Source organism: Kitasatospora sp. NPDC059973, assembly GCF_042737525.1.
Taxonomy (GTDB): domain Bacteria; phylum Actinomycetota; class Actinomycetes; order Streptomycetales; family Streptomycetaceae; genus Kitasatospora.
In genome coordinates, this window is the sequence record NZ_JBHWUI010000063.1 from 32,392 (window position 1) to 44,175 (window position 11,784).

Annotated in this window: 14 protein-coding genes; 13 read left to right on the forward strand and 1 reads right to left on the reverse strand. The window is 73.2% G+C overall.

Translation table 11 applies throughout. The annotated features are described in order from the left end of the window. Positions 1-28: 28 nt before the first annotated feature. The 8 genes from ACFWA9_RS18885 (at position 29) to mutM (ending at position 5,921) form a co-directional block, all read left to right on the forward strand. On the forward strand, positions 29-562 hold the full coding sequence (locus tag ACFWA9_RS18885) for a hypothetical protein (protein WP_352291629.1): 534 nt from the start codon (positions 29-31) through the stop codon (positions 560-562). 126 nt (positions 563-688) lie between these two features. Beyond that, the gene (gene rsmD, locus ACFWA9_RS18890; RefSeq protein WP_380388356.1) at positions 689-1,273 is read left to right on the forward strand and encodes a 16S rRNA (guanine(966)-N(2))-methyltransferase RsmD; all 585 of its coding nucleotides are present in this window, start codon (positions 689-691) and stop codon (positions 1,271-1,273) included. A 49-nt stretch (positions 1,274-1,322) separates the two neighbouring features. Further along, on the forward strand, positions 1,323-1,811 hold the full coding sequence (coaD, locus tag ACFWA9_RS18895; protein WP_329489748.1) for a pantetheine-phosphate adenylyltransferase: 489 nt from the start codon (positions 1,323-1,325) through the stop codon (positions 1,809-1,811). A 199-nt stretch (positions 1,812-2,010) separates the two neighbouring features. After that, the gene (locus ACFWA9_RS18900; protein WP_380388358.1) at positions 2,011-3,195 is read left to right on the forward strand and encodes an ATP synthase F0 subunit B; all 1,185 of its coding nucleotides are present in this window, start codon (positions 2,011-2,013) and stop codon (positions 3,193-3,195) included. 150 nt (positions 3,196-3,345) lie between these two features. Then, the gene (locus ACFWA9_RS18905; RefSeq protein ID WP_329489750.1) at positions 3,346-3,990 is read left to right on the forward strand and encodes a DUF177 domain-containing protein; all 645 of its coding nucleotides are present in this window, start codon (positions 3,346-3,348) and stop codon (positions 3,988-3,990) included. 2 nt (positions 3,991-3,992) lie between these two features. Further along, a complete protein-coding gene (gene rpmF, locus ACFWA9_RS18910; protein WP_188303282.1) occupies positions 3,993-4,166 on the forward strand; it encodes a 50S ribosomal protein L32 in 174 nt (57 codons plus the stop codon). A gap of 20 nt (positions 4,167-4,186) precedes the next feature. After that, entirely contained in the window at positions 4,187-4,975 is a 789-nt protein-coding gene (rnc, locus tag ACFWA9_RS18915) for a ribonuclease III (protein WP_329489751.1), read from the forward strand. 52 nt (positions 4,976-5,027) lie between these two features. Further along, entirely contained in the window at positions 5,028-5,921 is an 894-nt protein-coding gene (gene mutM / locus ACFWA9_RS18920; protein WP_329489752.1) for a bifunctional DNA-formamidopyrimidine glycosylase/DNA-(apurinic or apyrimidinic site) lyase, read from the forward strand. Between the two features lie 32 nt (positions 5,922-5,953). Here mutM and ACFWA9_RS18925 read toward each other — a convergent pair whose 3' ends face one another. Then, entirely contained in the window at positions 5,954-6,874 is a 921-nt protein-coding gene (locus ACFWA9_RS18925; RefSeq protein WP_380388361.1) for a hypothetical protein, read from the reverse strand. Positions 6,875-7,179: 305 nt separating this feature from the next. Between ACFWA9_RS18925 and ACFWA9_RS18930 the strand changes: the two genes are divergently transcribed. The 5 genes from ACFWA9_RS18930 to ACFWA9_RS18950 form a co-directional block, all read left to right on the forward strand. Beyond that, positions 7,180-8,550 carry a hypothetical protein gene (locus tag ACFWA9_RS18930; RefSeq protein ID WP_380388363.1) on the forward strand — a complete coding sequence of 457 codons (1,371 nt, stop codon included), beginning with the start codon at positions 7,180-7,182 and terminating at the stop codon, positions 8,548-8,550. 118 nt (positions 8,551-8,668) lie between these two features. Beyond that, a complete protein-coding gene (locus ACFWA9_RS18935) occupies positions 8,669-9,166 on the forward strand; it encodes a winged helix-turn-helix transcriptional regulator (protein ID WP_380388365.1) in 498 nt (165 codons plus the stop codon). Positions 9,167-9,201: 35 nt separating this feature from the next. Then, on the forward strand, positions 9,202-9,501 hold the full coding sequence (locus ACFWA9_RS18940) for an acylphosphatase (protein ID WP_329489756.1): 300 nt from the start codon (positions 9,202-9,204) through the stop codon (positions 9,499-9,501). Between the two features lie 422 nt (positions 9,502-9,923). Beyond that, entirely contained in the window at positions 9,924-10,127 is a 204-nt protein-coding gene (locus tag ACFWA9_RS18945) for a hypothetical protein (RefSeq protein ID WP_329489757.1), read from the forward strand. A gap of 177 nt (positions 10,128-10,304) precedes the next feature. After that, on the forward strand, positions 10,305-11,784 hold a 1,480-nt coding region (locus ACFWA9_RS18950), incomplete at its 3' end, for a chromosome segregation SMC family protein (RefSeq protein ID WP_380388367.1).

The following is an 11,784-nucleotide window of genomic DNA, read 5'->3' on the forward strand; positions in this document are numbered from 1 at the left end:
ACCTGGCACGACACTTGGGGGTCCTGCCATGGCATTCCGTCATCTCAACGAGCTCCCGCTCGGCGACAAGGTCTTCCGGATCGAACTCGCCAGCGACGACGACCGCGAGGTCACCCTCACCCTGACCGGCTGGCGCGAGGGGGCGGCCGCCGCGCCGCTCGCCTCGGGCAAGCTCCGCCTGCCGGTCGAGGACGTCGCCTCGCTGCGGATCGCGCTCAACCGCGCGCTCCGGGCCCTGGCGATCGTCGCCGACGTCTCCGAGCCCATCCCCGACCGTGACGTGCTGCGCGAGCTCTACCCCGGACACGGCGCCCCCTGGGTGCCGCAGCACGAGGAGGAGCTGGTCCGGCGGTTCCACGACAGCGAGACCGTCGCCCGGATCGCCGCCCGCTTCGGCCGCACCCCCGACTCCGTCCGCACCAAGCTGCGCGAGCTCGGGCACGACCCGCGCCGCCCCGAGTTCTGCCCGCCCGACGGCTGCCTCTCGTGGTCCCGCTACGCCTCGCCGGCGCTGCTCGGCGCGGCGATCCCGCCCCAGTCGACGGCGGCCGACGCGAGCTGATCCCGCGGCCTCGCCGCGACCTTCGCCGCAGCCCTCCGCCGGGGCTGCGGCGAGGGGTTCGGGGCGGCCCTTCGGGTGGGAGCCGTATAGCGTGGTCGGGCAGCGACGAAAGGACCTCCCACCACCATGACCCGCGTCATCGCCGGGGCGGCCGGCGGCCGCCGGCTGGCCGTACCGCCCGGCCGGAGCACCCGCCCGACCTCCGACAAGGCCCGCGAGGCGATGTTCTCCACGCTGGAGGCCCTGCGCGGCACCCTGCACGGGGCCCGGATGCTCGACCTGTTCGGCGGATCGGGCGCGGTCGGCCTGGAGGCGCTGTCCCGCGGCGCCGAGCACGTCCTGCTGGTCGAGGCCGACGGCCAGGCGGCCCGGGTGATCCGGGAGAACGTCCGGACGATCGACCTGCCGGGCGCGGTGGTGGTGGCCTCCCGGGCCGAGAAGGTGATCGCGGGACCGCCCCCGGAGACCCCGTACGACCTGGTCTTCCTCGATCCGCCGTACGTCGTCACCGACGACGAGGTGCGCGAGATGCTGATCACACTCCTGGCCGGGGGCTGGCTCGCGGCCGACGCACTCGTCACCGTGGAGCGCAGCACCCGAGGCGGCGAGTTCGGCTGGCCCGAAGGCTTCGAGGTACTGCGCTCGCGCCGCTACGGCGAGGGCACGCTCTGGTACGGTCGCGCCGCCGCCGAGGGCCGCCCACACTCGTAGCGGGCCGAGGCCCGCAGGACCCGTCACCCCACGAGGGAGCATCCACGCCATGCGCCGCGCCGTCTGCCCCGGATCGTTCGACCCGATCACCAACGGTCATCTCGACATCATCGAGCGGGCCTCGAAGCTGTACGACGTGGTGCACGTCGCGGTGGCGGTGAACCGGAACAAGCAGGGCATGTTCACCATCGAGGAGCGGATCGCGCTGATCGAGGAGACCACCGCCAAGTACGGGAACATCGTGGTCGAGTCGCACCTCGGCCTGTTGGTGGACTTCTGCCGGGAGCGCGGCATCCCCGCGATCGTCAAGGGCCTGCGGGCCGTCAGCGACTTCGACTACGAGCTGCAGATGGCCCAGATGAACCACGGGCTGAGCGGGGTCGAGACGCTCTTCCTGCCGACCTCGCCGACGTACAGCTTCCTGTCGTCGACGCTGGTCAAGGAGGTCGCCTCGTACGGGGGCGACGTCTCGCACCTGCTGCCGGAGACGGTGCACCGCCGGCTGGTCGAGCGGATCGCGCAGCGGAAGGCCCAGTAGCCGCCGGGCCGGAGCCGGGCCGGTCCGTTTCTGCCGATTCGTCACCAGTTGTCCGGGGGCCGGTCCGGCCGCCCGGTCCGGGCGTTGTGACCTCGCCCCGCCGTGGCCGTAAAGTCTGTGTTCCTGCCCTGCGGTGAGGTCCACCGCGCCGGGCCTGCCTCCGCCGGACCGTCGGCGGCACACGGAAAGACGAAGCCCCGTGGACGTGCAGAACAAGGTCGACGAGATCGTCGCGGCCGTCGAGAACGCCCGCTCGATGCCCATGTCGGCCTCCTGCGTGGTGAACCGAGCCGAACTGGTCGGCCTGCTCCAGGACCTCAGGGCGGCACTGCCCGCCGAGCTGGCCCAGGCCCAGTCGGTGATGGCCGACCACGAGCAGGTGGTCGCCGGCGCCGAGGCGGAGGCCGAGCGGATCATCCAGGGCGCGCACGCCGAGCGCGGCTCGCTGATCTCCGACACCGAAGTGGTCCGCCGGGCCCAGGCCGAGGCGGACCGCATCCTCGCGGAGGCGCGTGCCGAGGTCGAGACCAAGCGCGCCGAGGCCGACGACTACGTGGACAGCAAGCTCGCCAACTTCGAGGTCGTGCTGACCAAGACGCTCGGCGCGGTCGGCCGCGGCCGGACGAAGCTGCGCGGCGACTCCAGCGTCTTCGAGACCCCGTACGAGGGCGAGACCGACGGCGAGGAGTTCCGGCCGCAGCCGCGGATCACCCCGAGCCCCGAGGTCGACGAGTACGTCGATGTGAAGCTCGCCACCCTGGAGAACGTCCTCAGCGCGACGCTGGAGGCGGTCGGCAAGGGCCGCGACAAGCTGCTCGGCAAGGCCCCGATCGACGAGCTGGGGGCCTACCTGGCCGCCGCCGACGAGGCCCAGCAGGCCAAGAACCGCGCCGAGGCGGTGGCGGCGGGCTTCGCCACCGACGCCGACGGCGAGGAGGTGCCGTGGTACCGCGAGGAGGTGCCGCAGCAGCAGACCTGGCCGGAGCAGACCCCGGCCGCGGCCGGCTGGCAGGCGCCCGGAGTCGACCAGTACGCCGCCGCGCAACAGCCGGGCGGCCAGTACGCCGAGGTGTACGGCGGCGGCTTCGACCCGGCGGGCCAGGGCGATCCGTACGGCGGCCAGTACGGGTACGGGCAGCAGCAGCAGCAACACCAGCAGCAGCAGCACCAGCAGCAGGGGTACCCGGCCGCGCAGGAGCAGGGCGGCTACGGCTATCCGCAGCAGCAGCAGGGCTACGCGGCGCAGCAGTACGACGCCTACGGCTACCCGCAGCAGCCCGCCAACCCGCCGGCCGTCCCGCAGCAGCCGGGCCTGGACGAGACCAGCTTCTTCGACACCAGCATGATCGACATGACCAGGCTCCGGGAGCTCGGCGGCCGCTGAGCCCGCTCGCCCTCCGTGGGCGAAGTTGGGCCTGGCGGGAGACTCCGGTAGTCTGACCACTCCGGCCTCTCCGTGTCGGGCCGTCGGTCTGCCCGCGCATCGTCCGGTGAGCAGCACCGCGCATCAGTTTTCTCAGGAAGTCAGGACACCTTGAACCGCCTCGACCACCGCGACCCACTCGTGTTCGACACGCACGAGCTCGGCCGTCGCCCGGGCTCGCTGCGCAAGGTGTCCCGCACCCTGGAGGCCCCCGAGGGCCTCGGGATCATCGATGTGATCGGTGTCCCGGAGAAGAGCGAACTGCGGCTGGAGCTCCGCCTGGAGTCGGTGGTCGAGGGCGTGCTGGTGACCGGCACCGCCGAGGCCGTGATCGAGGGCGAGTGCGTGCGGTGCCTGGAGCCCGTCGAGGACGACCTCGACGTGGACTTCCAGGAGCTGTACTACTACCCGGAGTCCGACGAGCGTCACCGTGCCCGCACCGCCGGGACGGACGACCTCGACGAGGACTCGGAAGATGAGACTTACCGTCTGGAGGGCGACTTCTTCGACCTCCAGCCGGTGCTGCGTGACGCGGTGGTGCTCGCACTGCCGCTGCAGCCGGTGTGCCAGGAAGACTGCCTGGGCCTGTGCTCCGAGTGCGGAGCGCGCCTGAGCGACGACCCGGCGCACCACCACGACGCCGCCGACCCCAGGTGGGCGGCTCTGCAGGGACTCTCCGCCGCCCCCGGCGACGAGGGTGACGGAATCAAGAACAGCGACACCCGTGAGGGTGCCGCCGAGAACCAGGAGAAGTAGCCGTGGCTGTTCCGAAGCGGAAGATGTCGCGCAGCAACACGCGCCACCGCCGTTCCAACTGGAAGGCCGTCGTTCCGGCCCTCGTGGCGTGCGACAGCTGCCACGAGCCGAAGCTCGGCCACATCGCGTGCCCGAGCTGCGGCACGTACAACCGTCGCCAGGTCCTCTCGGTCTGATCGGCGGGGTGTACGGATCGATGTCGGACAGTAACTCTTCCCGCAAGGCGACCATCGCCCCGAAGGCTTCTTCGGGCGGCGGAAAGGCCGGCGGGCCGGCTTCGACCGAATACGACGTCCTGGAAGGGCGCCTCGGGTACACGCTCGAGCGCGCCCTTCTGGTGCGTGCCCTGACCCACCGCTCGTTCGCGTACGAGAACGGCGGGCTGCCCACCAACGAGCGCCTGGAGTTCCTCGGCGACTCGGTGCTGGGCCTGGTGGTGACCGACACCCTCTACCGCGTCCACCCGGACGTCCCGGAGGGCACGCTCGCCAAGCTGCGCGCCGCGGTGGTCAATTCCCGCGCGCTCGCCGACGTCGGCCGTGGCCTGGAGCTCGGGACGTTCATCCGGCTCGGCAAGGGCGAGGAGGGCACCGGAGGCCGCGACAAGTCGTCGATCCTCGCCGACACCGTCGAGGCCGTGATCGGCGCCGTCTACCTGGACCAGGGCCTGGACGCGGCCACCGAGTTCGTCCACCGCCTCTTCGACCCGCTGATCGAGGAGTCCTCCCAGCTGGGCGCGGGCCTGGACTGGAAGACCAGCCTCCAGGAGCTCACCGCCTCGGTGGGCATCGGGGTGCCGGAGTACGTGGTCGAGGAGTCCGGTCCCGACCACGAGAAGACTTTCACCGCCGCGGCCCGGGTGGCCGGCGAGGACTTCGGCAGCGGCGTCGGCCGCTCGAAGAAGGAAGCCGAGCAGAAGGCCGCGGAGAGCGCCTGGCGGGCGATCAAGGAGAAGTACGCCGACCGCCTGCCCGCCGGCGCCTGAGCACGCAGTACTCTTCCTCCTGCATGTTTCAGTCGCAGGAGGCTTGTTTCCCGTGCCCGAACTCCCCGAGGTAGAGGTCGTCCGCCGAGGTCTGGCGAACTGGGTCGCCGGGCGGACCGTCGCCGCCGTCGACGTGCTGCACCCGCGGGCGGTGCGCCGCCAGCCGGCCGGTGCGGCCGACTTCACCGCGCGGCTGACCGGGGCCACGCTCGGCGCCGCGCAGCGTCGCGGCAAGTACCTCTGGGTGCCGCTGTCCACCGCGGCCGACGGCTCGCCGGTCGGCGGGTTCTCGCTGATCGGTCACCTGGGGATGAGCGGCCAACTGCTCGTCCAGGACCCGTCGGTGCCCGACGAGAAGCACCTGCGGGTACGGCTGCGGTTCACCGACGGCGGCCGGGAGTTGCGCTTCGTCGACCAGCGGACCTTCGGCGGGCTGGCCGTCGAGGAGGCCGAGGAGGGTGACCCGGAGGGCACCCCGCTCTCCATCGCGCACATCGCCCGGGACCCGCTCGACCCCCGCTTCGACGACGCCGCCTTCGTGGCCGCGCTACGGGCCAGGCGCACCACGGTCAAGCGGGCGCTGCTGGACCAGACGCTGATCAGCGGGGTCGGCAACATCTACGCGGACGAGGCGCTCTGGCGCTCCCGGCTGCACTACGACCGCCCGACCACGGCGCTGACCCGTCCGCAGGCCGCAGTCCTGCTGGCCCACGCGCGGGACGTGATGACGGCCGCCCTCGCGGTCGGCGGCACCAGCTTCGACAGCCTCTACGTCAACGTGAACGGCGAGAGCGGGTACTTCTCCCGGGACCTCGACGCCTACGGCCGCGAGGACGAGCCGTGCCGCCGCTGCGGCACCCCGATCCGCCGGGCCGCCTGGATGAACCGCTCCAGTTACTTCTGCCCCCGCTGCCAGCGCGTCCCGCGCGCCCGCAGCGGGGCCTGAGCCCGAGCGGCCCCGCCCGGGGCCGCCCGGCGCTACCGCTTGGTGAGCTCGGGCTGCGGCTGGGACCCGGCCGAACCGTGGGCGTCCTGGCCGAAGTAGGCGACGCCGACCGCCGAGACCACGGCGAGCAGGAAGCCGACCGCGCCGAGCCAGGCCAGGCCCTCCTTGGAGGAGTCGCCGAGCCAGAGGACGCCGACGGCGCCGGGCAGCACCGTCTCACCGACCACCAGGGCGGCGGTCGCGCCGTTCACCGAGCCGATCTGCAGGGCCACGGTGTGCACGTACATCCCGCCGATGCCGCCGACCAGGATCGCGTACAGGGCGGGGTCGGAGAGCAGCGCGCCGAGGTCGAACGGCTCGACGCCGTTGAGGATCCGCACGCCGACGCCGAGCGCGCCGAAGCCGAGGCCGGAGAGCAGGCCGGCGACGATCGCGCCGTTGGCGCCCATCCGCCGCACCAGCAGGGCGCCGCCGACCAGCAGCACGGTGGTGATCAGCAGCAGCCACCAGTGGAAGGACATCTCCACGTGGTGGCCGCCCTCCGGCCCGGCGGAGACGGCCAGCAGCACCAGCGCCGAGCAGAGCACGCCGATCGACGCCCACTCCAGCTGCTTGAGCCGGAGGCCGAGCAGCTTGATGCTCAGCACCGCGGTGATCACCAGATTGGCGCTGATGATGGTCTGGGAGAGGAACAGCGGCAGCAGTCGCGCGGCCAGGGCGCCGAGTCCGAACCCGATGAAGTCGAGGACGGTGCCCAGGATGAACTCCCAGGTGACGGCGGCCTTCGCGGTGGAGGCGAGGCTGGGCCCGCCGTGTGCGGTGACCCCGGCCGAGCCGCTGCCCGCGGCGGCGGCCTCCTCCCGGGCGGAGCGACGTGATCCGACGGCCTGCAGGACCGAACCGGTGCCGTAGCAGGCGGAGGCCGCCACGGCGGTGACGAGGCCGATGAACACCCAGATGCTCCGATCGGGAGAAGAGGTCAGGAGTAGGTGAGGGGGCCGAGGCCCGGCCACCACTATGCCTGGTCGGGGGAGAGGGTCCGATCGGCCGTCGAGCGCTCCTCGACCACCCGTGGACCCGCCGGGACGGACGACCGGGCCGACGGCCGGGTTCCCGCCGCGGCCCGTCTCCGGGGCGGCCGGGGGAAACATCATCCGCGAGGAGGGGAGCGACCCCGGCGGACGGTGGGGGTGCGCGGGGCCGCCCGTACGCGAAGGGGATGCCCTGTCGACGTGGCGGGAGGGGTAGCGTCGATGGCATGAGAACCCTCGCTCGACGACGCTCCCGGAGCGCCGGGCTGTCGGCCCTGGTGGCGCTGCTGCTCGGGCTGCTGCTCGTGCTGGCCCCGGCGGCCGCCGCGGCCGGCGGGCTGGACGACGCCACCGCCGCGCTCAAGCAGGGCCGGGTCTACGTCGACCCGGCGATGACCGGCCGGTTCAGCCAGGGCCAGGCCGACGCCCTGACCGAGAAGATCCGCAAGGCCGACAAGCCGATCTTCATCGCGGTGGTCCCGGCGGCGGACCCGTACGGCGCGAGCACGGTCTTCTCCGACCTGCGGACCAAGGTCGGCATCACCGGTGTCTACGGCATCTGGCGCGGTGACCGGTTCCTGGCCCAGTCCGACAAGGAGGCGCTGCCCACCGCGAGCGCCGAGCGCATCGCGGGCGCGTCCGCGCGCTCGCACCCGGGCGACGTCGACGCGACCCTGAACGACTTCGTCGACACCACCGCGCCCCAGGTGAAGGGGCACGGGGTGAACAGCGGCTCCGGCGGCTTCTCGGTGGCGGCGGTCGTCGTGCCGCTGGCCCTGCTGGCGCTGGCCGGCGCCGGGGTGTTCCTGCTCTTCCGCCGCTCGAAGAAGCGCAAGCAGGAGCGGCGCCGGGCCGAACTGGCGCAGCTGCGCCGGGTGGTGGACGAGGACATCACCGCGTTCGGCGAGGAGCTGGACCGGCTCGACTTCAGCCCGGGCGCCCCGGACGCCGACGACGTCCAGCGGGCCGACTACACGCACGCCCTGGACTCCTACGAGCGGGCCAAGCGCAGCATGGACGAGGCGAAGGGGCCGGAGGACGTCAAGCCGGTCACCGAGGCACTGGAGGACGGCCGGTTCGCGCTGGCCACACTGGACGCCCGGCGCGCGAAGCGGCCGCTGCCCGAGCGCCGGCCGCCGTGCTTCTTCGACCCGCGGCACGGCCCGTCCGTGCGGGACGCCGACTGGGCACCGGCCGGCGGCGCGGCGCGCACCGTCCCGGTCTGCCGGGCGGACGCCGAACGGCTGGCCACCGGGCAGGACCCGGAGGTCCGGACCGTGCCGACCGAGCACGGCCCGCAGCCGTACTGGAACGCCGGCCCGGCGTACGGCCCCTGGGCGGGCGGCTACTTCGGCGGCTTCGGCGGCGGCGGGCTGCTGCCCGGCCTGCTGGTCGGCACCATGCTCGGCTCGATGATGAGCTCCCCGGCCTACGGGGCCGGCTACGACGGCGGCTCCGGCTACGAGGGCGGCGACTTCTCCGGCGCCGACTTCGATTCCGGTGACTTCGACGGCGGCTTCGACGGTGGCGGCGGGGGCGACTTCGGCGGCGGTGGCGGCTTCGACGGTGGCGGCGGTGACTTCGGCGGGGGCTTCTGACCCCGGCGGTGTGACGACCGGGCCCGCGGCCCGCCGGTGGACGGCGGGGACCGCGGGCCCTGCCGGTGGTGCACCCGAGGAGGTTTGAGAACGCAACCCTGTGTGGCAGGCTGGTGGTGTGACCTCCCACACGCCTTCGGCCCCGCCCGCACTCCCCGGCCGGCCCTGCTCGATCGCCGCCGCGCTCCACGTGGTCGGCGAGAAGTGGGCCCTGCTCGCCGTCCGCGAGCTGTTCTACGGCAACCACCGCTTCGACCGGATCGCCCGCAACACCGGCGCTCCGCGCGACCGGCTCACCGCCCGGCTGCGCGCGCTGGAGGAGGCGGGCGTGGTCGAGCGCCGCGCCTACAGCGAGCGGCCGCCGCGCTACGAGTACCACCTGACCGAGGCCGGCCGCGACCTCGCCCCGCTCACCCACGCCCTGCTCGGCTGGGGCGACCGCTGGCTGCTCCCCGAGCCGCCGGTGAGCTTCGAGCACGGTCCCGAGGGACACGAGCCGCACCCGTACGACCCGGCCTGGGTCTGCCGCACCTGCGGCGAGGAGGGCCGGCGCGGGGACCTCCGGGCGGAGATCCACAGCCCGGACTGGACGATGGCCGGCCCCACGGCGCCGTAGCGCGGCCCGCGATCCGGCCCGATAGGGTCGGGGCCATGCACGGTCGCGACGCCCACAGTGATGAACCGGTCCGGGTGACCGCCTGGGTGCGGGGCAAGGTCCAGCAGGTCGGCTTCCGGTGGTGGACCAGGGCGCGGGCGCTGGAGATCGGGCTGACCGGCTATGCCAGCAACCTCGGCGACGGCCGGGTGCAGGTGGTGGCCGAGGGACTCGCGGCCGACTGCGAGCATCTGCTGGCGCTGCTGCGCGGCCCGGACACGCCCGGCCGCGTCAGCGGGGTGACGGAGATCTGGACGGCCGTCGGAACCGGCTACCCGGGTTTCGAGATCCGCTGACCGGGGCCCCGCGCGCCGTGGCGGACGGGCCGGGGCCCGCCCCCGTGAAATGATCGGCGGCCTTCGGTGTCATACGGTTGCCATCTGGGCAGACTCGTGGTTGACTCCGCATCGAACGATGATCCACGAGCGACTGGTGGACCGGCCCGAGATCCCCCTGGTGTGACCACACCGCCAGGCAGGTGACAGGGGCGCGGTAGCGTGCGGTGATCGTGTTGACCCTTTCCGTCTTTGGTGAGACGCTGGAAGCCCGCGCACACGACCGCGTTTACCCGGTAGGCGCACGCCCTCGTGAGCCCAGCTCACGGTGGTTGTGCCGTAGTGCCCAGCCAGCACTGCCGGTGGCGCGACGCGCGTGCGTCCCCTTCCCCCTAGACCTGTACCGTTCCGGTTCGGTCACTCAGCGTGGAGGACCATTCATCATGGCAAAGGCGCTTCTCGGGTACGTCGGCGGCCCCGACCCGCGAATGCTCACCGAGGTGCGACGGCTTCAGCAGCGTGTCCAGGATCTTGAGTCCGAGCTCCTTCGGATGCAGGCCGAGAACGACGCGCTCACCGCTGTCGCTGACGAGCACTCGCTGCTCAACAGCATCGATCTGGATCAGCGGGAGCCGGCTCTCACCTGAGTCCCGCCCGGTCCTCGCAGATCGACGCAGCAGTGCACTGAGCCGCCCCGATAAGGGACGCAGCTTGCAAGGGGCGCCCTGAGTGGCGTCCCTTCGTCGTGTCCGGGCGCCGTCGGCGCCGGTCCGTCCGGATACAGTCGCCGCTGGGGCCCTGGCGAGCGACGAGGAGACCGGCGCGTGCACCTGAAGAGTCTGACCCTGCGCGGGTTCAAGTCCTTCGCCTCCGCCACCACCCTGCGGTTCGAGCCCGGGATCACCTGCGTGGTCGGTCCCAACGGCTCCGGCAAGTCCAACGTCGTCGACGCGCTCTCCTGGGTGATGGGGGAGCAGGGCGCCAAGTCGCTGCGCGGCGGCAAGATGGAGGACGTCATCTTCGCCGGGACGAGCGGGCGCGCCCCGCTCGGCCGCGCCGAGGTCAGCCTCACCATCGACAACTCCGACGGCGCGCTGCCGATCGAGTACGCCGAGGTGACCATCACCCGGACGATGTTCCGCAACGGCGGCAGCGAGTACGCGCTCAACGGCGACACCTGCCGGCTGCTGGACATCCAGGAGCTGCTCTCCGACTCCGGCATCGGCCGCGAGATGCACGTCATCGTCGGGCAGGGACAGCTCGACTCCGTGCTGCACGCCGACCCGATGGGCCGCCGCGCCTTCATCGAGGAGGCGGCCGGCGTCCTCAAGCACCGCAAGCGCAAGGAGAAGGCGCTGCGGAAGCTGGACGCGATGCAGGTCAACCTCAACCGGGTGCAGGACCTGGTCGCCGAACTGCGGCGCCAGCTCGGACCGCTGGGCCGGCAGGCGAAGATCGCCCGGCGCGCGGCCGGCATCCAGGCCGAACTGCGCGACGCCCGGCTCCGGCTGCTCGCCGACGACCTGCTCGCGCTGCGCACCGCCGTCGAGGCCGAGGTCGCCGACGAACTGGCGCTGAAGCTGCGCCGCTCCACCGTCGAACAGGAGCTGTCCCGGGCGATCCAGCGGGAGGCCGTCCTGGAGGCGCAGGTCCAGCAGCTCGGTCCGGGCCTGGAGGCGGCCCGGCAGACCTGGTACCGGCTCTCCGCCCTGGCCGAGCGGACCCGCGGCACCGTCGGGCTGGCCGAGGCCGGCGCCCGGCACGCGGCCGCCGGGGGAGCGGTCGAGGAGCGGCGCGGCCGGGACCCGGAAGAGCTGGAGCGCGAGGCCGAGCACGTCCGGGAGGAGGAGGCCGCCCTGGCCGAGGCCCTGGAGGAGGCCCGGTACGCGCTCGCCGAGGCGGTCGAGTCCCGGGGTGAGCTGGAGCGGGAACTCGCGGCGGAGGAGCGGCGGTTGAAGGACGCCGCCCGGGCCATCGCGGACCGCCGCGAAGGGCTGGCCCGGCTGCAGGGGCAGGCCGCGGCCGCCCGGTCCAAAGCCGCCGCCGCCGAGGCCGAGATCGGCCGGCTCACCGAGGCCAGGGACGAGGCACTGCTGCGCGCCGAGGCCGCCCGGACCGCCTACGAGGAGCTGCGGGAGCAGGTCGACGCCTCGGCGGGGGACGGCGAACGGGCCGAGGCCGCCCACGAGGCGGCCCGCGCGCGGCTCGCCGCCGTCGAACGCGACCTGGTCGGTGCCCGCGAGGCCGCCGGCGCCGCCGAACGCGAGCGGGCCGGGCTGACCGCGCGGCACGACGCCCTGGCGC